The organism is Anabaena sp. CCY 9402-a, from assembly GCF_963920945.1.
GTDB classification, from domain to species: Bacteria; Cyanobacteriota; Cyanobacteriia; order Cyanobacteriales; family Nostocaceae; genus Trichormus; species Trichormus minutissimus.
Map to the genome: position 1 here is coordinate 86,388 of NZ_CAWUDL010000006.1, position 26,460 is coordinate 112,847.

A 26,460-nucleotide genomic window follows, 5' to 3' on the forward strand; every position below is an offset into this window, starting at 1 on the left:
ACATTTTACCTAATTTTGGTGTGTAATATATCAATCTTTAATTTTTGCCTTGCTGCAAGCCGTTAGGAATTGGGAATTGGGCATTGGGCATTGGGCATTAGGAATTGGGAATTGGGCATTGGGCATTGGGAATTGGAATTTGGGCATTGGGTTTTTTCTTCCCTATCTTCCCCTGCTTCCCCTGCTTTCTTGTCACCAGTCCCCAGCTTCTATTCCCCACAATTTGTTAGTGGGATTTTGACTGCTCTATCAATAAAATGTTTGTGAGGCGCGAAATTGATCACCTCACAAACTTACTGACAAATATTGACTCAAATTTAATCACTAATCGACTACTCAACAGACATTGATTACTGATTGAGTTTCAAAGATACTTTTCCAAAGTGTTAGCTAATGTAGTTTTGGGTACTGCACCAACTACCATGTCAACCTTTTGCCCATCTTTAAAGATCATCAGGGTGGGGATGCTGCGGATACCGTACTGACTGGCAACTTGGGGATTTTCATCCGTGTTGACTTTCACGACTTTTAGTTGACCTTCGTACTGAGATGCGATTTCCTCAACGACAGGTGCTACCATTCTGCAAGGCCCACACCAAGGGGCCCAAAAATCAACTAAAACAGGTACATCGCTGTCGAGTACCTCTTGCTTAAAAGTAGAATCTGTAACTTGTGCGGCTGCTGACATGCCTAAAAACCTTTGCCAATTATATTTCTGACTTTCGTGAAAATTCTACCATAGCAAAAACATCGGACAGAAATAGAAGGATGTATATTTGCAAAGAACTCCAGAATTTATTCACAAACGTAAAGACAAAAGGAACCGCCCGAACAGTAGTCCGGGCGGAGTGTGGTGTGAGGAGTGAACGGAAACATGCGTCTCCGCTATCTCTATTGTAGGCGACAGATGTGATTTTTCCAGTGAATGTTTAAAACTCTGGAAAAAATTTCTTGCGGATTCAAAGTATTTATCTATTAAGGATTAGGTATTCATTAGGTATTGGGAATGAGAAGATATTTTTCTATTCCCTATTCTCTAGTTCAATGGTTGAGGGTGTAGGTGTTTAGGGGTATAGGAGTATAGGAGTTTAAGAAATAATGATTTTTTCTGTGATTTTATAACTGTCACTCATTACTCTATTAAAAACTTAGCCTTTTCAAGCTATTCTCTATCCCCTATGCCCTTTATTTACCCATACCTAACTGTTGAGCTTTTTGGTAAACCTTACCTTCGGTTAACAAAGAAGGAGCAATAACGACTTCAACTTGCTGCATTTCTTTGAGATTTTTTGCTCCTAAAGTTCCCATGCTGGTTTTTAAAGCACCCAAAAGGTTATGAGTGCCATCATCTAATCCTGCGGGGCCGATGAGAATTTGCTCTAAAGAGCCAGTCGTCCCAACGCGAATTCGCGTCCCACGGGGCAATATTGGGCTAGGAGTCGCCATACCCCAGTGATAGCCCCTTCCTGGGGCTTCTGCTGCTCTAGCAAAGGGTGAACCGATCATCACACCATCTGCACCACAGGCAATACATTTACAAATGTCGCCACCGGTGATTAAACCACCATCAGCAATGATGGGGATATAATTACCAGTTTCTTGGAAGTATTCATCGCGGGCGGCGGCGCAATCAGCGATCGCAGTAGCTTGGGGTACACCCACACCCAATACACCACGAGAGGTACAAGCTGCACCAGGGCCAATCCCTACTAATACGGCAGCAGCCCCAGCTTTTAATAAGTTCAAAGTGACTTCATAAGTCACGCAGTTGCCCAAAATCACGGGGATGGGCATAGAACGACAAAATTCTGCTAAATCAAGGGGTGTAATGGTGTCTGGGGATAGGTGGGCAGTAGAAACCACTGTAGCTTGGATAAAAAATAAATCTGCTCCAGCTTTTGCTACCACTTCACCATATTTGCTAGCACCTACTGGAGTAGCACTAACGGCGGCGATACCACCTTGTTGTTTAATTTCCTGAATACGTTTTTCAATTAATTCTGGTTTAATTGGTTCGGCATAAAGTTCCTGCATCAAAGAGACAAATTCATCTTTCCCTACCGATGCAATCCGATCCAAAATTGGATTCGGGTCAAGATAGCGAGTTTGGATACCCTCTAGGTTGAGAACACCCAACGCGCCTAGTTGTGACAACTTTACAGCCATCCCCACATCGACAACACCATCCATTGCACTGGCAATGATGGGGATTTCTCGCTCAATATTACCGATTTTCCAGCGAGTATCGGCTAAACTCGGATCGAGTGTTCTGTTACCGGGGGCTAGAGCAATTTCATCAATGCCATAGGCTCTGCGAGCTGTCTTTCCCCGCCCAAGTTGAATTTCCACGCTGTTAACTTTTCTTAATTCTGTTCTAGCTAGGGTATCAAATTGTGAGCTAAATTGCAGCGTTTTTTTGACTGGGGATTGGGGACTAATCAAGTCAAAAATCAAAAGTCAAGAGTCAAAATTAAATAACTAGAGGCTGGGAATTGGAAATTGGGGTTGAAAAAGAGTCTAAAGGAAATATATTTTTGTTTAAGTCCCCCAGGCTCAATGGGTAATCCAAATCAGTGTATGAAGGATGTCACGGTTAAGCCTTCTGGGAGCTAGAATTGATACGATACTTGTCAGATTTGATATTGCAGCCTTGATCCAATCTGAAACCTTAGAATTACTAGAATGGCATCGCTTATGCCAGCACCTTTCCACGTTTGCCGCCACTAAATTAGGGGCGATCGCATCCCTGCGTCTGCAAATTCCTACATCTCAAGCAGGAAGTGAGCAGTTGTTAGCACAAACCAAAGAAGTCTATCAACTGGAAACTCGCCTGACTGCTGGATTATCTTTTGACGGAGTGCAAGATATTGGAGACTCCCTAGAACGGGCAGAACTCCAAGGAATTTTGGCAGGGGATGAATTATTGGCGATCGCTACTACTTTAGCAGGGGCGAGAAATTTACGGCGTATTATTGATAACCAGGAAGATTTACTGATACTAAATGAATTGGTTGCTGATTTAAGGACTTATCCCGAATTAGAGCAAGAGATTCACCGATGTATTGATGAACGGGGACAAGTAACTGACCGCGCTAGCCAAAAACTAGGAGAAATTCGCATCGAACTGCGAAAATTACGCAGTCAAATTACCCAAAAACTGCACAATATCTTACAGGCGAAATCAGGTGCAGTCCAAGAACAAATTATTACTCAACGAGGCGATCGCTTTGTCATTCCGGTAAAAGCACCGCAAAAGGATGCTATTCCCGGTATTGTCCATGACACCTCAACTAGTGGCGCAACCCTTTATATAGAGCCGAATTCGATCGTGCCAATAGGCAACCAATTGCGGCAGACAATTAGAAGAGAGCAAGTAGAGGAAGAAGCAGTTCGCCGCGCTTTAACGGAGCAAGTAGCAGCCGTTAAGCCTGATTTAGAAAGGTTATTGGCAATTGTCACAACATTGGATTTGGCAACTGCTAGAGCCAGATATAGTTTATGGCTGCAAGCTAATCCTCCTAGATTTATAGACCGCGCAGAACAGGAAATCATCACATTACGGCAGCTACGCCATCCCTTATTGGTATGGCAACAGCAACACGAACAAGGTCATGCTGTGATTCCTGTTGATTTGTTAATCAGCCCAAATATTAAAGTAGTGACAATTACTGGGCCTAACACTGGCGGTAAAACTGTCACGCTAAAGACCCTAGGATTGGCAGCATTGATGGCCAAAGTGGGTTTATTTGTGCCAGCCCGTGAACCAGTAGAAATGCCCTGGTTTGACCAAGTATTGGCTGATATTGGTGATGAACAATCCCTACAGCAAAGTTTATCTACTTTCTCTGGTCACATTCGTCGCATTAGTAGAATTTTGAATGCGTTAGGGACAGGTGACAGGGGACAGGTGACAGGTGACAGGGAAGAAGAAGGAGAAGGAGAAGAAGCAATAGACTATGCTCAATCCCTGGTATTACTTGATGAAGTTGGCGCGGGTACAGATCCAGTGGAAGGGAGTGCTTTAGCGATCGCCCTTTTACAATATTTGGCTGATCATTCCCAGCTAACGATCGCCACAACTCACTTTGGGGAATTAAAAGCCCTTAAATATGAAGATGCGCGATTTGAAAACGCTTCGGTAGAGTTTGATGAGGCGACCTTATCGCCCACCTACCGTCTACTTTGGGGGATTCCTGGGCGTTCTAATGCTTTAGCGATCGCCCTACGTTTGGGGTTGAAACCGGAAGTTGTAGAACAGGCAAAAACCCAAGTGGGAGAGGCTACAGACGAGGTAAATCAGGTAATTGCTGGTTTAGAAGCCCAACGCCGTAGCCAGGAAACCAAAGCGGCAGAAGCACAAAAATTATTACAACAAGCGGAACGTTTATATAAAGAGGTCTCAGCCAAAGCCTCGGCGTTAGAGGAAAGGGAACAGTCTTTAAAGGCTTCTCAGGAAATGGCAGTCCAGCAAGCAATTACTCAAGCTAAAGGCGAAATTGCTAAAGTAATTCGCCGCTTGCAACAGGGTACACCCACAGCCCAAGATGCCCAACAAGCAACCAATACTTTAAATCAAATTACCCAAAAATATCAGCCAGCACCACCGCCTAAACAAAAAATTGGCTTCATGCCCAAAGTAGGTGATCGCATTCGGCTGTCCCAGTTTGGACAAACAGCAGAAGTTTTAACCGCCCCCGATGAAGATGGCGAGTTCAGCGTCCGCTTTGGGATTATGAAGATGAGTGTCAAGCTAGAAGATATCGAATCTCTTGACGGTCAAAAACCCGAACCAGTCACTAAACCAAAACCTAGCCCAGCCACAGTCACACCACCACCCCCAACAGCCCCAGTCATTCGGACTTCCCAAAATACCGTCGATTTACGCGGTAAACGGGTAGCTGATGCCGAATACATTCTAGATAAAGCCATTTCTGAAGCTCATGGTCAAATCTGGATTATTCACGGTTACGGCACTGGCAAATTGCGTCAAGGTGTTCAAGCCTTTTTACAACATCATTCCAGAGTCAGCCGCTTTGAAACAGCAGAACAAGCTGATGGTGGGAGTGGGGTGACTATTGCCTATATTTCTTGAGACTGGGGAGAAGAAAGCAGGGGAAGCAGGGGAAGCAGGGGAAGCAGGGGAGGGCAACGGGAGAAAAATACAATTCTCAATGCCCAGTAACAAATTAGGAAATTTTTTCTGCAATAAATATAACTGGTGTCAGTTATTGATTATTCATCTCTGGTGATTGATTACCTGATGATGCTGGCAATTAATAATTAAAAATTAAATTATCCAGATATATTTATTTATACTTTGGTACGGAAATAACAGCTAAAACTGGTAAATATTACCAGCAAAATACACCTTATACACTGTTGAAAATAAAAATTCATCTTGTAGAGTAAGACAGTGACAATTGCTGTTTACCAAAAGTAAGAAAAGCAAGTGGAGTCAGAAAAAAATGTGCATTTAGTCACAAAGCAAAGGCTAATGTCTTTTAGTTCTTTTTCTTCCTGCTTTGTAAGTAGGGAATAGGGAATAGGGAGTAGAGAGTGGAGACACATAAATGCAAATAAATCTAGGGAATCTTGCCACATCAAAAAAATTAAAGAACTTCTGCCTTCTATCTGCTCTTCTGTCTTTTGACTGTTGACTTCTTTCTGCCTCCTGCCTTCTTTACAGGAAACCAACTTTAATCATTAATAGTCTCGTTTCAAAATGGGTAACAGCAACAGCCCCTACCAGCCTGATCACCTATGCTAAAAGTTATGCACTCGGCCACTGACTCAGCCACTCCCAATTCTCAGTGGGAGGACTTAACTAAACTTCCCAATCCAAATGTTATCCAATGGGAAAACATCAAAACCCAGTTAGACTTGGTGCTGTTGGCACTAGAAACCTTAACCGGTATTGGTTCTGAGGCAATGCTCTCAGCCGCAATTGATCTGAATTTGGAGTCGAGAGTGCCAGATCGCGTAGCTTTATGGCGACTGCGACAGTCAAATCCCATACGCAAAGGTCAAGGAGGGCGAAAAAAACTAGATGTGGAAGAAGCTCGATCGCTAGTTCTGATTATCTGCTACCTCACAAAACAGCACCAGGAATTAATTCGCCGTGCTGTGGGGCTACTAGAACAAATGGCGGCAAAAAATCGAGAACCTCATCAGGTTGCTTTACTGGGAGATTATATTGATGCTTTCTGCAATACTTACCAAGAGCGCATGGAAGAGGATGAGCAAATCTCAACGGATCTACTTACCCACCTGGCACTAAAACTGCTGATAGATTTACTGTTTTACAGCGCACCTGGTGGACACCGCCGTCTCTGGTTAGCACTAATAGACCGTTCCGCAAAAATTTGAAAACATCTCCTTTGTTCTGCCATGCCTCTATCAAATTCTGTCATTCGTCGCTACACACCTCCTACTTGTACACTAGAAGTATTAGCGCAAAGTTCTCCTTTATCTCGTTGGATGGGGAAACCTGTACTGAAGCAGTTAACCTTTGAGTTACACTTTGATGATCCAACTTTGCCAGAAGAACGCCGAGTGCCAATTCGAGGCGATCGCGATCAACTGGAAGCTTTATCTGATGCCGTCACTACTTACGTACAAGAACTTTTACAACAGTCACCGGAAAGCTTTGGGTTCAGTTTCTCTGCTCTCCAGGATTCAACCAAGGTATCTGATGACACGGAATTAACAGATTTCCAACAAGCTCCTTTATTAGCTAAAACATCAAATTCTTTTACATCCCCATTTCCAGGGTCAAAAATCTACTTAGAATCAAACAGTTATTTAACTCACAATTTATATCTTGGTTCTTTAGCTAATCAAACTTCTGGTACTGTTATCCAACTTAGTCTCTTGCAATTATTCGATTTAGCAACTGCTTTAGATGAATATGCAGCAGATGTCTTAGCTTTACCAATGCTAAATCAGAGTAGTTCAGTTGTGCGTTTTCCTACCTGGGTTTCTGTGGCGGCAATGTTCGTCATAGCTGTAGGTTTAACGCCTTTGACTTGGCAATATGCTAGCAATATGCGGCAAAAACAACCACAAACAGCTAAAATTGCAGAGTCCCCAGAGTCGCAAGTTGCCTTACAAGCCCCAACATCGCCTAATTTTCCTGTACCTCAAGCTGAACTTTCACCTTCTAATAGTTTGTCATCTCTGCCTCTAACTTCTACTCCTCCACTACCTTCAACTTCCAATTTACCTACGACAACCCTACCATCTCCTAATTCTGATTTCTCTACAACAAATTCTAATTCTGCTTTAGCACCGGATTCTCTTACCTCAACACAGACATCAAATTTACCCCAAACACAAATTCCATCAGTTTCTAGCAATTCGTCTAACATACCAAATCAGCAAATTGCAATTCAGCCTAATTCTTCAGGTTCAAGCAACCCGGCTGAACTAGGGCTTCCTGTCAAGCGGGATTTACCACCAAGACCATCTTCTATTCCCGCACCACTCCCGCCACCATTGGCTACTCTACCGAGTGCTAATAGTAGCAACACTATTCCTCAACCTTATTCATCAGTAACTTCGCAACAGTCCTCAGCTAGAATTAATTCTCCTGCAACTACTTCCTCCGAAGCGGCTAATACTAGTTCATTAGTAGGCAGATTGAGGAGTGAATCGAAAAATCCCACACCCACGGAAGTTTCTGTTAACAGCAGTAGTTCACTGTTTGACACACCCCAAGTAGCAGAAGCCAGGGAATTCTTGAAAAAACGCTGGCAACCACCTACAGGATTTACACAAACTTTAGAATATAGTCTGATGGTGGGTGTGGATGGCTCAGTTGAGCGTATTGACCCATTAGGTAAGGCAGCTAGAGAGAACTTTGAGATGGTGGGGATGCCTGCGATTGGTGAACCGTTTGTTTCTGCCAATCGCTACGGACGAAATACACGCATTCGAGTGCTTCTCAGTCCTGATGGCAAGGTACAGACTTTTCCTGAGTCTGAATGATATTCACGATATTCATAAAGCGTTGGGCATTGGGCATGGAGTAAGTTTTTCCCCTGTCCTTTGTCTCTCTACTCCCCACGTCCTATTCCCTATACCTTGAGGGTTTGATGACACTTCTTAAACTGGTGTAATTTTGCACCAGTTTAACTGTAATTTTCGTGCTGATAAAATAACTTTTTGAGTCCAGTTATAAAAGTGGTTATAAGAGTAATACCAGTGAATCTACCAATCACTACAATCACAATTAAATAACTTTAATTAGAGGTAGATAATATGCAAAATATTGGAACTCAAAAAGATAGTGCAGCTTGGATTCTTCAAACATGGGCTGCTTTTATATTTGCCGTTTCTATGACCACTTTTGGTATTGTTAATTTACCTGTGGATAACTGGGTAAAAGGTTTTATGGGTATGGGGTTAGCCTTCTCTGTTGGTTCAACTTTTACCCTAGCTAAAACTACTAGAGATTTACACGAAGGGAAAAAATTAACTTCCCGTATTGATGAGGCGAAAGTAGAAAAACTGCTGTCACAGCATGATTCTTTAACTTTGAAATAAAGGTATCAAAACAAAAGGACTAGTAAAACTAGTCCTTTTGTGATGTGAATTGAAATTTTTATTTTAATGAGTGGATTTTTTGGACTTTAGCTTTTGCTTTTTACGCCGTTTTTCAGACGTAGCAACTGCATGATCTACCGGATAGCCAACAGTGGGAATAACCTGATATTTGCGATCGTCTTCTAGATTTCTCAGTTCGGTGTAATCAACCCAATGAATACAATCGACGGGACAAGTGTCGATTGCTTCTTGAATAACATATTCCGCGTCCCCATCTTGACGAATTGCGCGCGATCGCCCATAGTCTGGTTCAATGTAAAAGGTATTCCGCGCCACATGAGCGCAGTGCTTACAACCAATACAGGTGATTTCGTCAACGTAAACACCCTTTTGGCGTACCATCCCCCCCAATTCCGGCTCTAAACCAGAACGTTCCGGCGCATCTCGCAAAAAACCGCCTAGTTCTGGCTCGAAACCGGAACGATTTTCTTGTTGTTCTTCCGGTGACGGCAGAAAGTCAGCCATTACGCACTCCAGCGTTGTACAACTAAGCGAATCGAACCATCTTCATTTTTTTGCTGTTCAGCTACCTGAAAACCAACACGAGCGGTTTCTTGTACCACTGTTTGGTAAGCATAACGCTGGGTGACTTGGCGTAAGAAACCATCTACAGATAGATTTTGCTGCCAATATTGCAAGTCAGCAACTAGTTCATATTCTTTGCCATTCCATCTAAAGCCGATATCATAGCCATTTTCCTGCTCAATGGTAATTTCGGCAGGATGGGTTTGACCACGATATCCACGTACTTCTCTTGGGCCAGGTTTCCAGTCAATGCCCAAATTGGTGAGAGCATCTTTTAAGGATTCTAGGTTACGGATTTGAGTTTTAATTTGGCTAAAGTGTGACATGGTTGTTGTAAATCAATGACACTAAACTATGTTGAAAACTTACCAATCGCTGTAAGTGGTGTGCGTATTCGCCACACTAGATTCCTGCACATTAGCAGCGAAATATTCTGAGGTTGGCTCTTGAGTAATTACTAGCCCTAGCTGTGCTTCTATTGCGGCTGTAACTTCAGCACAAGAAGCTCCAACAATGCCAGTGGCTTTTTCCTGTACCCGACCGTCTGGATAAATTATGAACTCTAATGTCTCCATGCTCTTGGCCAACCACAATAATACGCTTGGATTTTACTGCCATAGCAGCAGGCTATGTGTATAGCCGTAGGAACATTGTTACTTAAGGACAAAGTTGCCATTTTTTAACTAATGTTCCATCTTTCTCAATAAATATCTCAGAAAGTTTACAAAAATTCTTAATCTTATAAGTCTACACACCTATCACTAGTTAGTTTCTCTTAACCTAATTAATTAGTCAAGGTCAAAATTAAGTTTGTAGTATTAAGTTGCAATAACTCTCAAAACGGTCACTAGCGGTAGTATAGCGAGCTGGATGAGTCACAAATCTATTAAAATTATTGAAAAATTTTATCATTACCATTGGGGTTGACATATTTTCAGGGGACAGGGGATCGGTGATAGAGGACAAAAAAGCAGGGGAAGCAGGGGGATAAAAATACAATCCCCAATGCCTAATTCCCAATTCCCAAGTTACAAAGTTTAAGAAAAATTTCTGAATTGTTACGACAAGTTAGTGATGTTTAAGGTTGGTAAATAAGCCTATCAGATTTAAAAAAAGGTGCTACATTAAGACCAAGGTACAAAAAGGTTAAAAGTTAATTAAACGCAAACCTTTATTAGAGCCTGTACCTCCTGCTCTAAGACTCCATCTCTTCACAATCTTAAACTTTTTGGTTGCATCCTTTATTAAGTGTTTTCACCTTGAGTTTATTGATTTATTAGTGGAGGTTTTGAACTTAAAGCCAGAAATGCCTGCCTATTGGAATCAAGGATGCAGGTTTCTGAAGTGGAAGTGATGGTTGCGAAAGTTGTCCACCTTATTTGAGTTATTTTAGTTCTGTTTTTTCTATCTTCTCTAACAATTGCACATTTACTAAGCCGCCTAAGCTAATGATATTTTCCTTCTTAGCTTTAGGCGGTTATTGTCATGAGGGATTGGGATTGGGACTGGGGAAAAAAAAGCAGGGGGAGCAGGGGGAGCAGGGGGAGAAAAATACAATGCCTACTCATTACTCAGCACTCATCACTAACTTAAGCTAATGTAATTACAGTAACTTCGGGTGGACAAAATAAACGTCCTGGTCGATAAGTTCCTAAACCGCGATTGACATATAATTGGTTTGTGGAAACTTGGTGATATCCTTGCGCCCATTCCCAATATCGAACTACTTTTGAACAATCTCCTAATAGAAATGGAATCCAACGCCGCAGTTTTTTAGGAATTTGTTTGATGAGCTTTTTATAGTGATAAACTACAGGGCCTATACCTGGTATAACAATATGTCCGCCGTGGGTGTGGCCGGATAATTGTAAATCTACTCGCCATTGTTCCAGTATTTTGGCGGTATCTGGGTTATGAGATAAAACAATCCGGGGTGTAGATGGGTTGAGTTGTTCCATTATCGGTGCAGGATTGAACTCTTTTGACCAATAATCAGCCAATCCTACTATTGGTAAACCTTGTCCTAGAGGATAAGCAATTTCATTCCACAGAACATTGACCCCAATACTAGTTAATGCTGTGGTAACTTCTGCTTGGGAGTGACTGTAGTGAATATCATGATTGCCAAGTACAGCATAAATTCCATAGCGACTTTGTAGATATTTAAGTCTTAATGCCAGTTGGTTAATTGGTGTAGGATCATCAGTTACATAATCACCGGTTAATACTATTAAATCTGGTTCAGCTTCGTTAGTAACTGCGATCGCTTCTTCTAGCAATTCTTCTGATAATCGCAAACCATCGTAATGAAAATCCGACAACTGCACTAACTTTAAGCCTTGCAAACTGGGTGGAAGTTCTGCAATCTTAACCGTCAGTTTATCTACACTTAAACGTCCTGTAAACAACCAGTGCATATATGCTAGGGACTCCTCATACCAGCGTCTACAGCTTATCAAAAAACCAAATAAATCTTGAGAAAATATTAAAAATTAATAACTTAGCCTATATGAAAAAAGTGAGTGGAGAAGGGGCAGAAGGGAGGAAATTACAAGGATTAATGACTCATGTCTAATGGCTATTCTTTTTCTAATGTAATTACTGTTACTTCTGGTGGGCAAAATATACGTCCTGGGAAATAAGTTCCTAAACCGCGATTTACGTATAATTGATTGTTGCCGATGCGGTGTAAACCCTGTGACCATTCCCAATGATCTACTATAAAAAACTCTTTGCGTAGACAGGGGAAAAGCTGCCGCAACCCCATCGGAATTTTGCGGATGATTTTTTTGTGATATGGCAACACAGCCCCAATGCCAGGAATAATTATTTGTCCTCCATGAGTATGACCAGATAACTGCAAATCTACTCGCCATTCTTGTAAATACTCGGCGGTGTCTGGATTATGAGTTAAAACAAGGCGTGGTGTAGAAGGATTTAACTGGTTAAAAATAGTTGCTGGTTTGAATTCACGGGAGTAATAATCTACTAGTCCTACTATTGGTAATTCTGTTCCCAAGGGATAGGCAATTTCATTCCAGAGGACACGAATACCGATATTCGTCATCGCCTCAGTGATTTCTGCTTTGGAGTGTTTGTAATACAAATCGTGATTACCGAGGATGGCATAAATACCATGATTAGTTTGCAGCTTTTTGAGTTGTAGTGCGAGTTCGTGAATTGGTTTAGGGCTAGTGGTGACGTAATCACCAGTTAATAATATTAAATCTGGTTGTGCTTGATTACTCAGAGCGATCGCTTCTGCTAACATCGCATCTGATAGTCGCAAACCATCGTAGTGAAAATCTGATAGATGCACCAACTTCTTACCCTGTAGCGATGCAGATAAGCCTGCAATCTTCACCGTCAATTGCTCTACACTCAACGGACTAGATAAAAACCAGTGCATAATTTACTTCATAAATCTCAATAATAGAGCTTCTAGCCTAACTTAAAAATCGGGATTAGAGGAGTATGTCACCTCAATACCCAATCTTAATTACGAATTACGAATTACGAATTACGAATTACGAATTAATTACAGGTGTTTCTCTAACCAAGTTTCTAAATCAGTCAATACTTCTTGGTAGTTGAGGTCATCTTGTAATTCGTGATACGCTCCTGGGTATTCGATTCGCAGCTTATCTAGAGAAGCTACAAGCTGGTAAAAGATTTCACCACCTTCAGGTAAAGCTACTCTATCTGCCCCTCCGTGGAGAATGAGTAGTGGAACTTGCCACTCTGGAGCATGGTCATAAATCCAGGCGACTGTGGCAAAATATTCTGTGGCTAGACGCGCACTAGCGCGGGTATGGCGTAGGGAATCTTGCGTGTAGGCGACTAAGACTTTCTCATCCCGTGAAGCAGCAGCTAAGTCAAGTCCTGTATTTAAGGTGAAACTTGGCCAAACTTTTGACATTAATCTCCCTACAAGTAAGCGGAATTTGGACACGCCAACTTTACCAATGGCAGGTGCTAAAGCAATTACGCCTTGTAATGTAGACCCTTCTTGGGGATAGCGTAAAACGTAGTCTAAGACAATGACTGCACCGAGACTATGACCTAATAGAAAAACTGGAACTTGTGGCTGTTGGGTGGGAATTAACTGGAGAAAAGCCCTTAAATCTTCCCGGAAGTCAGCCCAAGCATTGATATGACCTCGACGACCAGGCGATCGCCCATGACCACGCAGGTCTAAACTGTAGATAGCATAATGTTTAGGAACAAGATGCTCGACTATATGACTGTATTTGTCGCTGTGTCCTCCGAGTCCATGCACAATGACTAATACAGCTTTGACTTTCCCCTCTGGAAACCAGCTTTGATAATAAAGTTTCAGACCCCCAACACCTAAAAAGACGCTTTGATTGTGATAAATCATCGGGTTAAGTTTTTCTATGTGTTGTCAACAAGCTACTAGCGTATCAAGGTATATTGTAGGGAATACCTTATAAATTGCTAAGACCTAGCTAACGTGTCATCTAGTGAGCAGGAAAGTAGCACCCCATCAGAAATATCCTCTCCTGTAACTGCTGCAACTATCAAGCGGGTAAAGGAAGGGGTTGCAGCCGCAAGCGATCGCGCTATTCGTCAGATGATTGCAGACACTTTATCTGAGTTAGAATCAATTCAGAAACAGAATTCCCCAGCTGGAATTAATTCTGGGATACGGCGGTTTGTATTGCGATCGCTCATCCATGCTATTTTTCAGATAAAAATTGAAAACCTCGAAAAAATCCCAGAAATACCAGCCATCCTAGCTGTCAATCATCTCCACCATATTGATCCCCTATTACTATTAGCAGAACTTCCCACCCAACCTTATTACTACATTTTGGGTGATGCCCGCACCTTATATAACAAATGGTGGAAACGTCTGATTTTGAGGATTGCAGGCGGTGTGATTCCCCTAGCTAGGATATGGAAAGAAGAACTTGCTGTCATCCAAGCAGCGAAAGCTGGTAGGGAAGACTTAATTAACTTAGCTCAAGTTATTGAACAAACTGTACCGACTGGTGGAGATATACACACACTACGCCAAATAGACCGCATTGTTTTAGGAATTTTAGCTCAAGGGGATAGCTTGATTCTCTTTCCTGAAGGACGACTGGGAAACACTGAGGGTAAGTTATATCTACCTTTGAAGCGAGGAACTGTAATTTACGCTTTACGCGCTGGTGTGCCAATATTACCAGTAGCCTTAATTGGTACTCAAGATTTGTATTGGAGAAAAGAATTAATAGTGCGCTTTGGTGAACCACTAAACTTTACCCCAACATCTAGACCAAAACGAGAGGATGTCGAAGCGGCTTTAGAAACTTTGCAAAATACTATGCTGTCTCTTTTACCCACTGATTATCAAGAACCAACTGGGTCAAAGCCATTGCGTCATTTTCTTAATCATATGTTGTGGTGAAGTAGAGACGTTACAATGCAACGTCTCTACAGGCGTTATTTTTCTAAAAAGTTTGTCACCTTAAAATTTGATGTTCCTTCCCAGCAATGATTTAAACAAGCATTTATTTGAGCATCAGCAGTATCATCAGAGTTAGAGGCGTTTAACTGCACTGCGGTGACAGTATACTCAAAGATAATGACAAACTGTTTCTGAGTTGAAATTCTCTCAACTACAATGGTTTCACCAATTCTGGGAATCTGTGGTAGATTCACCACAAATGTTTCAATTTTTGGTTTATCGAGGGGATTTTTAAAATTGAAGTATTTACAATAAACAATAATTTTCACGCAAATAAACACCAAAGAGAGTCAGAATTAAATGTTTGTACTGTTCGCTATGCGAACAACATAGGACTAAAGTCCTTACTACAAACAATTAAATATTTATACATTATTTAATATAGTTCAATTTATAATTTTGCAGTTTTCCTCTTTCTTTCTCCTGGTTGCTATTATTTACCACGCCATAGACTTTGCAACTTCTGAAAAATCTTGACTATTGTTTCTTCTAGCCATACCATACCACGATCAAGCCATTCTAAGACTTGCTCTAGCAGGTGCTTTTCGTAGCTTACTGAAGTAGCTTTGGTTTCTATCCAGTCTGGTTGGGCTTCTTCGTGGTCAAATTGCTGTGGGGAAATTTCGGCTTTTTCCGTGTTACTTCTCAATGGAGAGATAGAAGTTTCAGTTTGTTGTACAGTGGTGATTTTTCCCGATGTTTTGTGAATGCGAGTGAGGTTGCGGGATTGTTTTCTGCGTGGTACTAAACTAGAGTCGGCTTTTGATGGTGGGATAGACATTCTTTTCTCCCAAGATAACCTTGCCGATGGATTAGGCACAATAGTGGGATTGAGTTTTAAGGATGCTTGAGTTGTTTCTTCCGCAAACTTTGCAGTATCACCATACAAATCACGCCAATTTAGCCACGGTTCTTGATTGCTGTTAGATAAAGCTTTGTCATTAGCACCCCGCGCATTCAAGTTTTTACTTTTACCGATCCCAAAAAAGTAATTTATTGCTGATTCAATTAAGGCTGAGATACTGAATGTTTGGGTTGACAAATCATCAGCAGTAATCGATATATCTCCTCTAGCAGCTAGTTGTTCTTTACCATAAACAAAAATATTGATTTGAGTCTGGGTGACTCGCATAATTTCTTGGCTAGGAACAATAGTTTTGTCCTCTAACTGAGCAAATGCTGTGTCTAGAGCGGTAATAATTTTATTAGTATTAAGTAAATTTTTAGGTATACCCTGAGTTATTAAGGGAATTTTAATTATATTATTACCTTTTGCCTGGGACAATATGCTCTCAAATTCTCCTGATATTTCTGCTTTTTGCTGATTTTCAGGTGATTGCCAATCATCGAAATAATTAGCAAGTTCATTAATAATTATATTGGATAATTTTGCTTGTTGCTGTGGTGTCAAAATATCCAATATTTCATTTTCGATACTAACAAGTACCAACTGGCGATTAAGCAAATCTGTGGCTATTCCGCTCACTAGTGAAAGGTGAAGGTTGAGGACATCATTTTGCCTGGTTGATGTGATACTCGGTAGCGTTTTGTTTGGAATAGTTAAGGATGGTGAAAGAGGGGATTTATTTGTGGGATGATCAAAAAATTTCGCCAAAAACAACTGCAAAGGTTTCAATAATTTGGATATATTTCCACGATTAACTGTTGTTTCTTCGCTGGACAGATTCTGCACAGCCTCTAGTATGTGCTGAATGGGTGTATCAGCAGAGGGAGGAGTTAGGGGTGAAAAATCGGTATGATTTGGCGATAACTTTGGCTGAGGAGGTGGTGCTTTGGAGTACAGTGTTTTTACAGATGAATCAGCCGATTGCAAAAATAAATACACAGGATACAGTATTAATTCCACACCCCACTTAGTCGCAACTTGCAAATGTCGGAAGGTGCTTTCCCAATGTGTTGTCAACCGCCGAGATTGCTGGTGAACAAGGTTAAATAGTCTACTTTGATAACGACCAGAAGACATGGTAGTACATTAATGAATTTGAGCCTGATTGGTTTGTGAGACTCCCAGAATAAGGCACAAGTAAACATAAAGAATGCTGATTTTGTCAGCTTTGCTTGATCTCAGATGATGGCTTTATTTACGCCACACTGTACTAATAATTATCGTAATTGCTTTAATCTTAACGAAAATATGACTACTCCCCTATCTCATCCCCATAAAAAATTAATCTCAGATGCGATCGCACTATTGCGCGGATACTGCCAAGTTAATTCCCAGTCTACTTGGTTATACCAAGAATCTGATAGAGATATTACTAATTTTTTCCCATCTAATTTGTCTGATTGGCAACCTGTCGAGTTAAACGCCAAAGGTAACATTACTTGGACAGGAGGACAAAAAGTGCTATGGCTAGCCCAAAAATTCCTAGTTCCCCAGAATTTACACGGGTATCCTCTAGGGGGTTTAGCATTGCGGTTGTCGTTGCTATGGTGGGCAGACTCAGCCAAGATTTATGTTAATGGGGAATTAGTATTAGAGGGGGATTTATTTGATTGTACGCCTAGGGTGTTGCTCAGTCCAGAGGTGACACCAGGGGAAGAATTTACTGTGGCTTTGCGGCTAGTCAGTCCGGGACATTGTGACGGTGCGTTGGTGCGATCGCTACTCATATACGAATCTACAGATTATAATCATCCTGATCCCGGTTTGATCGCCGATGAGTTGGCAATATTGCAGCTATATCTAGAACAATCCGCCCCAGAAAAACTAGATACTTTAGCATCCATTATCAATCAATTCCCCGCCCACACACCAGAAACCCTCATCACCCTCCGTCAACACCTCATCAAGCACCTGCATACATCTGCATCCGAATTTAAAATCTATCTACTAGGACACGCACATCTAGATTTAGCGTGGCTATGGCCTGTGAGTGAAACCTGGAATGCAACCCAAAACACCTTTGAGTCAGTCCTCAAGCTACAGCAAGATTTCCCCGAATTAATTTTCTGTCATTCCACCCCGTCCCTTTACGCTTGGGTAGAAGCACATCGCCCAGATTTATTTAAAACCATTCAACAAAAAGTAGCTGATGGAGTGTGGGAAGTTGTCGGCGGTTTTTGGGTAGAACCAGACTTAAACTTGATTGCTGGGGAATCTATAGTTCGTCAACTATTGTATGGTCAACGCTACGCCCAAGAAAAATTCGGCAAGTTGATGACTGTGGTTTGGCTTCCCGATACCTTTGGGTTTTGTGCAACTTTACCGCAGTTTTTGGCTAACGCTGGGATTGAATATTTTGTTACTCAGAAACTGCGCTGGAATGATACTAATAAATTTGATTATGGGGCTTTTTGGTGGCGATCGCCTGACGGTAGCCAAATATTTAGTTATATGTCTGCACCCATCGGCGAAGGTATTGACCCCATAAAAATGGCAGCCTATTCTTTAGAATGGCAAGCCCAAACCAATTTAACCGCATCCCTTTGGCTTCCTGGTGTCGGCGACCACGGCGGCGGCCCCACCCGTGATATGTTAGAAACCGCCCAACGCTGGCAAGATTCGCCATTTTTCCCAGATTTAGAATTTACAACATCTGAAAAATATCTCCGGGAAATTGAGGCAGGGGGCAGGGGGCAGGGGGCAGGGGGCAGGGAGCAGGGGGCAGGGAGCAGGGAGATAAGGGAGACAAGTATTTTTGATTCCCAATTCCCAATTCCCAATTCCCAATTCCCCATTTGGGATGACGAACTCTATTTAGAATTCCATCGCGGTTGCTACACCACCCACGCTGACCAAAAACTTTGGAATAGGAGTAGTGAAAATTTACTGTATCAAGCTGAACTGTTTGCTACTTTCGCTAAAGTGATTTGCGATGTGGAATATCCTCAAGCCGAAATCGAAGCCGCTTGGAAGCTAGTATTATTTAACCAATTTCACGATATTTTACCGGGTTCATCAATTACCCAAGTTTATACAGATGCGTTACCCGAATGGGAACAAGTCCAACAAACAGGAACGAAGATATTAAAAGAATCATTAGAAGCGATCGCATCTCACTTTACCCCATCAGAGCCACCAAATCCCGACAGTTTGCCAATTTTCGTTTTCAATTCTCTCAACTGGCAACGCTCTGAGGTAGTATCTGTCACCTTACCTACAACCAATCAACAATGGCAAGTTTACGACACTACAGGAAACTTACTCACCTCCCAATTATCTGAAACCTCAAGCCTACTGTTCCTCGCCACCGAAATTCCCCCAGTCGGCTATCGCTTATTTTGGCTGTCCCCCACATCTTCGACATCTCCCAAATTTCCAACACCACCCGAATTCATTCTAGAAAACGAATACTTGCGGGTTGTGATAGACCCCGACACCGGAGATTTATCAAGTGTTTTTGACAAAACCAACCAACGGGAAATCTTAAACGGTGCAGGTAATCAATTACAAGGCTTTAAAGACAGTGGTCAATATTGGGACGCTTGGAACATTGACCCCAATTACACCCAGCATCCATTACCAGCCACTCACCTCAAATCTATAGAATGGCTAGAACAAGGACTAGTGCAAACTCGCCTGCGTGTAGTGCGTCAGTTGGGAGACTCAGAATTTTGCCAAGACTACATTTTGCAAGCTGGTTCACCACTATTAAAAATTGCCTCTAGAGTTAATTGGCAAGAAAATCAGGTGTTAGTGAAAGCAGCTTTTCCTCTCAATGTGACAACCGACTTTGCTACCTACGAAATTCCCTGTGGTGTAATTCGTCGTCCTACTAAACCAGAAACTCCACAGGAAAAAGCTAAATGGGAAGTTCCTGCTTTACGTTGGGCTGATTTGACTGAAACAACTAATGAGGGTATTTACGGAGTTAGCTTACTCAATGATTGTAAATATGGTTACGATGTCCAACCCCAACAACTACGTCTCACCCTCCTACGCAGTCCCAATTGGCCTGACTCACAAGCAGACCGAGGCTTACACGAATTTACGTATGCTTTGTATCCTCACGCAGGTAGCTGGGAATCATCCCAGACGGTCAGACGGGGTTACGAATTAAACATTCCCTTGCAAGTAATCCTAAATCCCACACCCCACGCCCCACACCCGAATCAAGACAAGCTAAGTTTCTTAAATTTATCAGCCGAAAATTTAGTCTTAATGGCTGTAAAACCAGCAGAAGACGAACCAGATAAAATAATTATCCGATGTTACGAGTCACAAGGGGCAACAGCAGAGTTATCTTTACAGAGTGATTTAGGCTTAACTCTAGGTGAACAAGTAGATTTATTAGAACGTCCTACTCAAAAATTATCATTAGTCACACCTTGGAAAATAGCTAGCTTTAGAGTCATACCCCCAAGTAAGTAGAGGGATAAACTGCTTACACTCTTGTCTACTTAGAAATTTGGTGATTCAGACGCGATGAATCGCGTCTCTACATAAGGGCTTTCAGGCTTATCTAAACCTATTTCCTGTTTTTAGCCCTTAATTTGTTTAATCTTCGTGATCATCATAAGGGTCTGCCAATTCCCTGCTAGGAGGGCCGAAAGAAGTGTAAACTCCATACCCAGTAATCCCAACGATGACCACAGCCACAGAAATGATAAGAACTATTGCGGGTTCCATAAGTGATTTATAGATTATGAGTGCTATTCTTATAGAATATTACAGAAGATTAAAAAAAGCTTTGGCAACTAATCTTAGGTGAATCTTAGGTGAACTATGGCACAACGGACTAGGTTGGGAGATATCCTGAGACCTTTAAATTCTGAGTATGGTAAAGTAGCTCCTGGCTGGGGAACAACCCCAGTAATGGCTATTTTTATGGGTCTATTTTTCGTGTTCTTGCTAATTATCCTGCAACTTTACAATAAGTCGATCCTGATTCAGGATGTCAGAGTAGGTTGGTAGATAACTAATACACAGCAACTAAGCTGACATAGTTAGTTAGCAGACCTCTACCCGGCTTGTCCGGGTTTTTTTGTGTCTTTGCTTCTGAAAAAGTTAGGCTTAATATGTGAGGGAATGGGACGTTGGGGGAGTAGGGGGAGAACATCCAAATCCCCAGTACCCAGTACCAAGTCTGGCTTTTCACGTTATGTGGAAAAGCTAACGCGAAACCTAACCCCCTAACCCCCTTCCCTACTAGGGAAGGGGGAAAAGTTAAACCCTCTAACGCCACTTGCTACAACGCGGGAAACCCGCGCAACGCAGTGGCTGCTCCTTGTAGGGTTTTCCAGATACCGTAAAAAGTGAGAGTACCAAATCCCCACTCAACCACTAGCAACTGCATACACGTTAAAAAAAGAGGAGAAACCGCGTGAATATTTTTGGTATCGGTTTACCGGAAATGGCTGTAATTATGACTGTCGCACTGTTAATTTTTGGCCCCAAAAAGTTGCCAGAAATTGGACGGAGTTTGGGTAAAGCAATTCGCGGTTTTCAAGAAGCCTCTAATGAGTTCCAGAGTGAGTTTAAGCGGGAAGCTGAACAACTGGAAGAGGCTGTTAAAACTACTGCGGAAATTGAACCCAAAAAAATCGAAGCAGTTAAATCAGAGCAGGAGAGTGCTGGTTCTTCCCCAGTAACTTAAGTAACTGCTGCGAATCGATTGACTAGAAAGAAGATGACAGAAACTGTTACGCCATCGGCTTTGGTAATTCCTCAACTCATTGTCGGGTTGGGGAATCCAGAGCCTAAATATGACCAAACTCGCCATAATATCGGCTTTGCGGCTATTGAAGCTCTAGCTCGTTCCTGGCACATTTCCTTGGCGGAAAATCGCAAGTTCCAAGGAGAATACGGTGAAGGAACTGCACCAGGAGGGGTCAAAATCCGCTTACTCAAGCCTTTAACTTATATGAATCGCTCAGGACAGTCTATACAAGCGGTGACAAGTTGGTATAAGCTGCCACCGGAGTCTGTGCTGGTGATTTATGATGATCTGGATTTACCTTTAGGAAAAACGCGCCTGCGCTTATCTGGTTCGGCTGGGGGACATAATGGTGTGAAGAGTGCGATCGCTCATCTTAACACGCAAAATTTCCCTCGCTTACGTATCGGTATTGGTAAACCCAAAGATACAGCCAATAACGACAATTCAGATACTGTTTCCTATGTGTTGGGAAAATTTACCTCAGCCGAAAATCAGCTGATGTCTCTTGTACTCCAGTTCGTAGGTGAATGTGTAGAACTGAGCCTCAAACAAGGAGTAGAAAAGGCTATGAACCGTTGTAATAGTCGTACTATTGAGGTTTCTAAATCTTAATTTTTTTGGTTCAGGACTTACGCAACAATCACGTATTTTCGTCATTGAGTTCTGTCCCCAGTCCCCAATCCCCTCTCACCTGTCACCTGTCACCTGTCATCTATTTCATATGTGCAGATGTATTTTAACTAACAGCTATATACCCACACCCCATCTGGGGTGCGGTACATACTGCTTGATTCTTCTCAAAAATAATTAGTGGTAAGTCAATGTCGCCTTTCTAGGTGATTTTCCTCAAGCAACACACATACCAAACCGAATTGGCTTATTGAAAACGTTTTTTACGTCTAGCTGACACTGCTTTCCGTTTGCGTTTTTCTAACGGTGTTTCAAAGTGCCGATGATACTTTACATCAGCTAATATACCAGCCTTAGATACTTGACGCTTGAACCGACGTAAAGCTGAATCGATTCCTTCGTTCTCTCCTAGAAGTACCTGAGTCATTCGTTTGCCTCGTTTTCCTCATTGATCAATAGTGTCCATTGTAATAGTAGCCTCAATCTTAGCCAAGCTTCTGGAGCTTGTAAGTAAGAACAATGGCAATTTTTTCTTTGATGATTCTGTCTCTGTGATCCTTGAGATGAGAAGAGGATTATCAACTTTTTCTGACAAACAATGATCCGATACTTAAGCATTTTTACTTAGTGAAACGTCTAATTGCGTAGATGCGATCGCAGTTTGTCGTTAGACATCCCTTGATGTTGAACCAGAAGCTTGATAAAACTTCGATACGTATTTTTTCAGAAACTGCGATCGCTTATACTCCTAAGAGCAGGTTTCACTCCACAAGTGATCGATGGCAGAAGACCCAAAAGACCAAAACATATCCATAACGCCGGAAAGTGTTAAGCAACTCGTTAAGTCAAAACTGATTAATTTCGGTATTTCTGGGGCTTTGTTCTGGCTTGCATTTCATTTCGCCCGTAACTCGGAATGGAAAAAAGCGGGGTTGTGTGCAGTAGCGGCTGTTGCTGTCTGGTTTGGTAAAAAACTCATTCCACGTATCGATCAACGCATAGATAAACTACTAGACTGGATATTCAGCAATTTCGATAGGATAGCTTTGGTTGTTTGGGTAAAGTTTGTAGATTTATGGGAAAAGCGAACCTCGCCTTTTAAATACAAATATTATGAGCAATTAAAGGATGACTGTACCGAGTATGAAAATCGGGGCATAAATAAGGGAGGATTCCTATTAGAAAATGTATTTGTTCCACTCAAAATGGAGCGCAAAGCTCTTGAGAAGATGTCTCAGGACATATTACTAAGTGAGAAAGAAGAAGAACAAACTTCTCAAAATATATTTAACCCATTAGAACAGCAGAAAATTGGTGATTTGTTATTTAAAATGGCAAGTCCTAAATCGTGTAAACGACTTGCTATTTTAGGTGCGCCTGGTTCTGGGAAATCAACTCTTCTCAGATACATTACTTTGATGTATGCTACCCGCAGACAAAGTAAGTTACATAGTAAAGCTCCTAAGCTAATTCCCGTTTTACTCATACTGCGGGAAGTCTATTCACATATTATTCAAACACCAGAGCCAACATTAACAGAGGTAATTGAAAAAACAGTCGAAAAGCTCTCACCCATCAAAGGTTGGTTTGCTGAACAACTCCAGCAAAACAAGTGTTTGATTATGCTGGATGGAATAGATGAAATATCTGATGATAGCGAACGACAAAAAGTCAGCAAATGGGTCGATAGCCAAATTAAGCAATACCGTAATACTTTATTTATTCTCACTTCACGCCCAGAAGGTTATAGAAAAGCACAACTGCAAGAGAATATCTTAGAGTTGGAAGTCCAGCCATTTAACCGAGAGGAACGCAACGAATTTATTAAAAAATGGTATGAAAATCTCATACAAGACAATGTTAGTAAGGTAGACTCAAGAGTTAAGCAAAAAATAACCGAATCATCAAAGAGATTGATAGAACAAATTGATACGTCGCCATCATTGAGATTGATGGCGAAAAATCCTCTACTGCTAAATATGATTGCTATTAGCTATCAAGAACACGGTATTTTGTCTACAAGTAAAGTAGATTTATACGAAGAAATATTTAAAGTATTATTAGAGAAACGTCAGCAAGCTAAACAAATACCCATAATTTTCTTTGCTAAAGATAAACTGATCGTTTTACGTTCTTTGGCACTGAAATTAATGCAAGAAAATACTCAAGGATTTACATTAGATACATCTTTAAATGATGACAAAACATTTAATGCTGAATCACTTATTCAAGAAAAATTAGCTACATTGACGCGGACAGCACAAACATTTTCTCCAGAAGAATTCATTACTAAGGATAATTTGGGTGTGCGAGAGATATTAATTCAGAGGCAAAAAGAGGGAATTTATGAATTTGCTCACAAAACTTTTCAAGAATATTTAGCGGCTCTGGAAATCAAAGAAACTAGACAAGAAAATATATTGTTACAAGCATTATCTGATGAAACAAAGCTGGGTTGGTGGCGAGAAACAATTCGTTTTTATGTTGCCCAGACAAATGCAACTAACTTAATTCAATATGCCCTAAATCATACCACAGTAGCAGTGCTTACACTTGTGTATCAATGCTGGAGAGAGGAAAGACCACAAATAGATCCAATTGTACAAAAACAACTAAAAGAAAGGTTTGAACAGGGGCTGGAATCTGATAACTTAGACGAGTTTACTATAGCAGCAGAGGTCAAGCTTGCCGACCGTCTGAGTCGGTTAAATTATGATTTGCTGATAGATGAAAGTCATTTTAGTAATGCTGAAAAAATTGATACTAGCTATGTAAATTGGGCAGAGTATCAACTATTTTTAAATCAAACGAGTTCTCCAAGTATCTTATCTAATAGAAAACAAGCACAACAGGATGTAACTAATATTAGCTTTTGGGATGCTAATCGTTTTTGTGCTTGGTTGAGTTTAAGAAGTCGCCAAGAATTAGGTGAACCGGAAATTTGTTACAGACAAGCATTAAAACCAGAACAAAATGTTGATGGTAAAATAAAACTTCTGCGGTTTCAAGTACCTAATCGCTATGCACAACTTGCTTACTACCTAGCAGCAGGTAAGTGGAAAGAAGCGGACGAGGAAACATTAACGGTGATGTTGGAAGTCGCGGGACGGGAACAACAAGGCTATCTGGGACTAGATGACATTCTCCAATTTCCCTGCGAAGATTTGAGAATTATTGATCAATTATGGGTCAATTACAGCAATGGACACTTTGGGTTTAGTGTTCAAAAAGAAATTTATCTCAGTGTGGGCGGAATTTTAGAAGGAAGTCGAACAAGTTCACCTTTCAAGAAGGTTCTTGTTCCCTTCAAATGGATATATACTCGTTTTGGTGGTAAAGTGAGAGACGAATATTACGAAAGATACGAAGCTTATTGTCGCTTAGGCGATCGCGTGGAGTGGAGAGTGAAGCAAAGCTGGATTAGCTTAAATGACATAGTATATACAAAGGATGCCCCCAAGGGACACTTACCGAGTATAAAAGCTGTGGATGCCCCCAAGGGACACTTACCATTATACTTACCAATTAACTTATACCACTGTTGATAGAAAAGAATATTTTTTTCACTATCAACCTCTTCTCTTCTCTCGCGTCGAGACTTGTAAAATGTAACATATAAAGCTTTCAGAAGTTTGTAAACATTTATCACAGCCTCATTTTCCACGCAATAATCAACATTTCACAGTTCGGATACCTGGCACGGGCGGCTGATAACAATTTGCGTGAATAAATTTTTCTGCTACCTCATGCACCTCAGTAGATTCCGTCACCCTCTGCTTATCCCAAGGTAAACTCATCTGCCCAGGCGACGACTTTTTAGCCTTCCCACCCTTAACAATCGAAGGTAAAAAGCGACTCCCCCAGTGATTTCGCTTCTCTGGCTTTACTTTTGGTTTATATTTCCGACAAAATCCGCGATATCTCGCCGCACATTCTTCTAGTGTGCGCCCCAATGTTAAAAATGCTGGAAGCTAAACCGTAGAGAGAGGAAAGTTGATAAGCATCTTGTGAAATTTGCTCCAAGTCTGTTGCCCAATAGCTAACAGCACTAAAGAAGGTTTCGTAGAAGTCTATTTCGTCTTGCTGTTGATTATAAATTGCTTTAGGCACTACTTCTAACTTGACAAATTGGCTCGATACAAATTCCCGATTGTCATCATTAAGAATAGTGTTTGCTTGAATGCCGATTGACTGAACACCCCGAAAAGCAGCGATGAGAACCCCAGAGTCGATGTAAGTCTTCTTACGACTCACGGTATCCTCCCCGATGTTCAGCGAGTTCTTGTTCAATTTCTGCTGCTGTGAGTAATTTTATGCCAGAAGCGATGGTCTCCGACCGACCAGAGGTCATCGCACGTTGCCGAATTTCCCACAGTTTCTGGGCTAAAGGTGTTTGTGGAATATATTCTGTATTGATTGATGTTGCTTCAGATTCAGATTTTAGCGATTCAACAAACTCCAAAACTTTTTGCTGTTTTTCGGGTGTGAGTTCTCGCCAGTGTTCTAGCAATTGTTTTTCTTTCGCCATGATCTACCTCACCATAGAGCAATACGGTTCAGTTAAGGCTCAAAGTGATGTAAAGTAGGCATTGTTGCCAAGAA

23 protein-coding genes and 1 pseudogene are annotated in these 26,460 nt (G+C 41.5%); 10 read left to right on the forward strand and 14 right to left on the reverse strand.

From position 1 onward, the window contains the following. Positions 1 to 364: 364 nt before the first annotated feature. Positions 365 to 712 (reverse strand): annotated as a pseudogene (gene trxA, locus ACM0OR_RS04100) (thioredoxin); the annotation flags it as partial. Between the two features lie 473 nt (positions 713 to 1,185). After that, positions 1,186 to 2,349 carry a GuaB3 family IMP dehydrogenase-related protein gene (locus ACM0OR_RS04105; protein WP_323264801.1) on the reverse strand — a complete coding sequence of 388 codons (1,164 nt, stop codon included), beginning with the start codon at positions 2,347 to 2,349 and terminating at the stop codon, positions 1,186 to 1,188. 301 nt (positions 2,350 to 2,650) lie between these two features. Between ACM0OR_RS04105 and ACM0OR_RS04110 the strand changes: the two genes are divergently transcribed. The 4 genes from ACM0OR_RS04110 (at position 2,651) to ACM0OR_RS04125 (ending at position 8,544) form a co-directional block, all read left to right on the forward strand. Next, complete coding sequence (locus ACM0OR_RS04110; RefSeq protein WP_323264822.1) at positions 2,651 to 5,092, forward strand: endonuclease MutS2; 2,442 nt, start codon at positions 2,651 to 2,653, stop codon at positions 5,090 to 5,092. A 668-nt stretch (positions 5,093 to 5,760) separates the two neighbouring features. Beyond that, positions 5,761 to 6,366: a DUF3038 domain-containing protein gene (locus tag ACM0OR_RS04115; RefSeq protein ID WP_190696905.1), complete on the forward strand. Its 606-nt coding sequence runs from the start codon at positions 5,761 to 5,763 to the stop codon at positions 6,364 to 6,366. A 21-nt stretch (positions 6,367 to 6,387) separates the two neighbouring features. Further along, a complete protein-coding gene (locus ACM0OR_RS04120) occupies positions 6,388 to 7,986 on the forward strand; it encodes a DUF4335 domain-containing protein (RefSeq protein WP_414575104.1) in 1,599 nt (532 codons plus the stop codon). A 273-nt stretch (positions 7,987 to 8,259) separates the two neighbouring features. After that, the gene (locus tag ACM0OR_RS04125) at positions 8,260 to 8,544 is read left to right on the forward strand and encodes a YiaA/YiaB family inner membrane protein (RefSeq protein WP_414575106.1); all 285 of its coding nucleotides are present in this window, start codon (positions 8,260 to 8,262) and stop codon (positions 8,542 to 8,544) included. 63 nt (positions 8,545 to 8,607) lie between these two features. On the opposite strand, the gene ACM0OR_RS04130 is transcribed toward ACM0OR_RS04125, so the two are convergent. The 6 genes from ACM0OR_RS04130 to ACM0OR_RS04155 all read right to left on the reverse strand — a co-directional run bounded on the left by ACM0OR_RS04130 (position 8,608) and on the right by ACM0OR_RS04155 (position 13,510). Next, positions 8,608 to 9,069 (reverse strand): ferredoxin, encoded by a 462-nt coding sequence (locus tag ACM0OR_RS04130; protein ID WP_414575107.1) that lies wholly within the window; start codon positions 9,067 to 9,069, stop codon positions 8,608 to 8,610. Beyond that, positions 9,069 to 9,455, reverse strand: coding sequence for a DUF1257 domain-containing protein (locus tag ACM0OR_RS04135; protein WP_190696893.1), 387 nt, complete (start codon positions 9,453 to 9,455; stop codon positions 9,069 to 9,071). The genes ACM0OR_RS04130 and ACM0OR_RS04135 overlap by 1 nt, the downstream gene beginning before the upstream one ends. 39 nt (positions 9,456 to 9,494) lie before the next feature. Next, on the reverse strand, positions 9,495 to 9,704 hold the full coding sequence (locus tag ACM0OR_RS04140; protein WP_190696890.1) for a DUF2997 domain-containing protein: 210 nt from the start codon (positions 9,702 to 9,704) through the stop codon (positions 9,495 to 9,497). Positions 9,705 to 10,718: 1,014 nt separating this feature from the next. Further along, on the reverse strand, positions 10,719 to 11,546 hold the full coding sequence (locus ACM0OR_RS04145) for a metallophosphoesterase (protein ID WP_190696888.1): 828 nt from the start codon (positions 11,544 to 11,546) through the stop codon (positions 10,719 to 10,721). 161 nt (positions 11,547 to 11,707) lie between these two features. Then, entirely contained in the window at positions 11,708 to 12,538 is an 831-nt protein-coding gene (locus ACM0OR_RS04150) for a metallophosphoesterase (protein ID WP_414575108.1), read from the reverse strand. A gap of 129 nt (positions 12,539 to 12,667) precedes the next feature. Then, the gene (locus ACM0OR_RS04155; RefSeq protein WP_414575109.1) at positions 12,668 to 13,510 is read right to left on the reverse strand and encodes a lysophospholipase; all 843 of its coding nucleotides are present in this window, start codon (positions 13,508 to 13,510) and stop codon (positions 12,668 to 12,670) included. Positions 13,511 to 13,603: 93 nt separating this feature from the next. Here ACM0OR_RS04155 and ACM0OR_RS04160 point away from each other — a divergent pair, with 93 nt between their 5' ends. Continuing rightward, positions 13,604 to 14,545, forward strand: coding sequence for a lysophospholipid acyltransferase family protein (locus ACM0OR_RS04160; RefSeq protein ID WP_414575110.1), 942 nt, complete (start codon positions 13,604 to 13,606; stop codon positions 14,543 to 14,545). A gap of 35 nt (positions 14,546 to 14,580) precedes the next feature. Here ACM0OR_RS04160 and ACM0OR_RS04165 read toward each other — a convergent pair whose 3' ends face one another. Together ACM0OR_RS04165 and ACM0OR_RS04170 are read right to left on the reverse strand one after the other, a co-directional pair. Next, entirely contained in the window at positions 14,581 to 14,802 is a 222-nt protein-coding gene (locus tag ACM0OR_RS04165) for a hypothetical protein (RefSeq protein WP_414575111.1), read from the reverse strand. A gap of 236 nt (positions 14,803 to 15,038) precedes the next feature. Further along, positions 15,039 to 16,589, reverse strand: coding sequence for a hypothetical protein (locus tag ACM0OR_RS04170; protein WP_414575112.1), 1,551 nt, complete (start codon positions 16,587 to 16,589; stop codon positions 15,039 to 15,041). Between the two features lie 171 nt (positions 16,590 to 16,760). Here ACM0OR_RS04170 and ACM0OR_RS04175 point away from each other — a divergent pair, with 171 nt between their 5' ends. Next, positions 16,761 to 19,940, forward strand: a complete 3,180-nt coding sequence (locus ACM0OR_RS04175) for an alpha-mannosidase (protein ID WP_414575113.1) — start codon at positions 16,761 to 16,763, stop codon at positions 19,938 to 19,940. A 126-nt stretch (positions 19,941 to 20,066) separates the two neighbouring features. Here ACM0OR_RS04175 and psbN read toward each other — a convergent pair whose 3' ends face one another. Continuing rightward, positions 20,067 to 20,198 (reverse strand): photosystem II reaction center protein PsbN, encoded by a 132-nt coding sequence (gene psbN / locus ACM0OR_RS04180; protein ID WP_237988924.1) that lies wholly within the window; start codon positions 20,196 to 20,198, stop codon positions 20,067 to 20,069. 96 nt (positions 20,199 to 20,294) lie between these two features. On the opposite strand from psbN, the gene psbH reads away from it, so the two are divergent. From psbH to pth, 3 genes are all read left to right on the forward strand, one after another. Next, entirely contained in the window at positions 20,295 to 20,483 is a 189-nt protein-coding gene (gene psbH, locus ACM0OR_RS04185; protein ID WP_190696864.1) for a photosystem II reaction center phosphoprotein PsbH, read from the forward strand. Positions 20,484 to 20,892: 409 nt separating this feature from the next. Beyond that, a complete protein-coding gene (locus ACM0OR_RS04190) occupies positions 20,893 to 21,165 on the forward strand; it encodes a TatA/E family twin arginine-targeting protein translocase (RefSeq protein ID WP_323264790.1) in 273 nt (90 codons plus the stop codon). A 33-nt stretch (positions 21,166 to 21,198) separates the two neighbouring features. After that, positions 21,199 to 21,840 (forward strand): aminoacyl-tRNA hydrolase, encoded by a 642-nt coding sequence (pth, locus tag ACM0OR_RS04195; protein ID WP_414575116.1) that lies wholly within the window; start codon positions 21,199 to 21,201, stop codon positions 21,838 to 21,840. A gap of 265 nt (positions 21,841 to 22,105) precedes the next feature. On the opposite strand, the gene rpsU is transcribed toward pth, so the two are convergent. Then, positions 22,106 to 22,285, reverse strand: coding sequence for a 30S ribosomal protein S21 (gene rpsU, locus ACM0OR_RS04200; protein ID WP_323264788.1), 180 nt, complete (start codon positions 22,283 to 22,285; stop codon positions 22,106 to 22,108). Between the two features lie 352 nt (positions 22,286 to 22,637). Here rpsU and ACM0OR_RS04205 point away from each other — a divergent pair, with 352 nt between their 5' ends. Continuing rightward, a complete protein-coding gene (locus ACM0OR_RS04205) occupies positions 22,638 to 25,403 on the forward strand; it encodes a GUN4 domain-containing protein (protein ID WP_414575117.1) in 2,766 nt (921 codons plus the stop codon). 349 nt (positions 25,404 to 25,752) lie between these two features. On the opposite strand, the gene ACM0OR_RS04210 is transcribed toward ACM0OR_RS04205, so the two are convergent. Then, the gene (locus ACM0OR_RS04210) at positions 25,753 to 26,112 is read right to left on the reverse strand and encodes a nucleic acid-binding protein (RefSeq protein WP_414575118.1); all 360 of its coding nucleotides are present in this window, start codon (positions 26,110 to 26,112) and stop codon (positions 25,753 to 25,755) included. After that, positions 26,102 to 26,386 (reverse strand): hypothetical protein, encoded by a 285-nt coding sequence (locus ACM0OR_RS04215; protein WP_414575119.1) that lies wholly within the window; start codon positions 26,384 to 26,386, stop codon positions 26,102 to 26,104. Before ACM0OR_RS04215 ends, ACM0OR_RS04210 begins: the two co-directional genes overlap by 11 nt. Positions 26,387 to 26,460: the final 74 nt, after the last annotated feature.

Excerpts from the sequence above, each read along its gene's own strand:
- ACM0OR_RS04115 (WP_190696905.1), top strand. The coding sequence starts at position 5,761 with ATGCTAAAAGTTATGCACTCGGCCACTGACTCAGCCACTCCCAATTCT.
- ACM0OR_RS04120 (WP_414575104.1), top strand. The coding sequence starts at position 6,388 with ATGCCTCTATCAAATTCTGTCATTCGTCGCTACACACCTCCTACTTGT.
- ACM0OR_RS04125 (WP_414575106.1), top strand. The coding sequence starts at position 8,260 with ATGCAAAATATTGGAACTCAAAAAGATAGTGCAGCTTGGATTCTTCAA.
- ACM0OR_RS04130 (WP_414575107.1), bottom strand. The coding sequence starts at position 9,069 with ATGGCTGACTTTCTGCCGTCACCGGAAGAACAACAAGAAAATCGTTCC.
- ACM0OR_RS04135 (WP_190696893.1), bottom strand. The coding sequence starts at position 9,455 with ATGTCACACTTTAGCCAAATTAAAACTCAAATCCGTAACCTAGAATCC.
- ACM0OR_RS04140 (WP_190696890.1), bottom strand. The coding sequence starts at position 9,704 with ATGGAGACATTAGAGTTCATAATTTATCCAGACGGTCGGGTACAGGAA.
- ACM0OR_RS04145 (WP_190696888.1), bottom strand. The coding sequence starts at position 11,546 with ATGCACTGGTTGTTTACAGGACGTTTAAGTGTAGATAAACTGACGGTT.
- ACM0OR_RS04150 (WP_414575108.1), bottom strand. The coding sequence starts at position 12,538 with ATGCACTGGTTTTTATCTAGTCCGTTGAGTGTAGAGCAATTGACGGTG.
- ACM0OR_RS04155 (WP_414575109.1), bottom strand. The coding sequence starts at position 13,510 with ATGATTTATCACAATCAAAGCGTCTTTTTAGGTGTTGGGGGTCTGAAA.
- ACM0OR_RS04170 (WP_414575112.1), bottom strand. The coding sequence starts at position 16,589 with ATGTCTTCTGGTCGTTATCAAAGTAGACTATTTAACCTTGTTCACCAG.
- ACM0OR_RS04175 (WP_414575113.1), top strand. The coding sequence starts at position 16,761 with ATGACTACTCCCCTATCTCATCCCCATAAAAAATTAATCTCAGATGCG.
- psbN (WP_237988924.1), bottom strand. The coding sequence starts at position 20,198 with ATGGAACCCGCAATAGTTCTTATCATTTCTGTGGCTGTGGTCATCGTT.
- psbH (WP_190696864.1), top strand. The coding sequence starts at position 20,295 with ATGGCACAACGGACTAGGTTGGGAGATATCCTGAGACCTTTAAATTCT.
- pth (WP_414575116.1), top strand. The coding sequence starts at position 21,199 with ATGACAGAAACTGTTACGCCATCGGCTTTGGTAATTCCTCAACTCATT.
- rpsU (WP_323264788.1), bottom strand. The coding sequence starts at position 22,285 with ATGACTCAGGTACTTCTAGGAGAGAACGAAGGAATCGATTCAGCTTTA.
- ACM0OR_RS04205 (WP_414575117.1), top strand. The coding sequence starts at position 22,638 with ATGGCAGAAGACCCAAAAGACCAAAACATATCCATAACGCCGGAAAGT.
- ACM0OR_RS04215 (WP_414575119.1), bottom strand. The coding sequence starts at position 26,386 with ATGGCGAAAGAAAAACAATTGCTAGAACACTGGCGAGAACTCACACCC.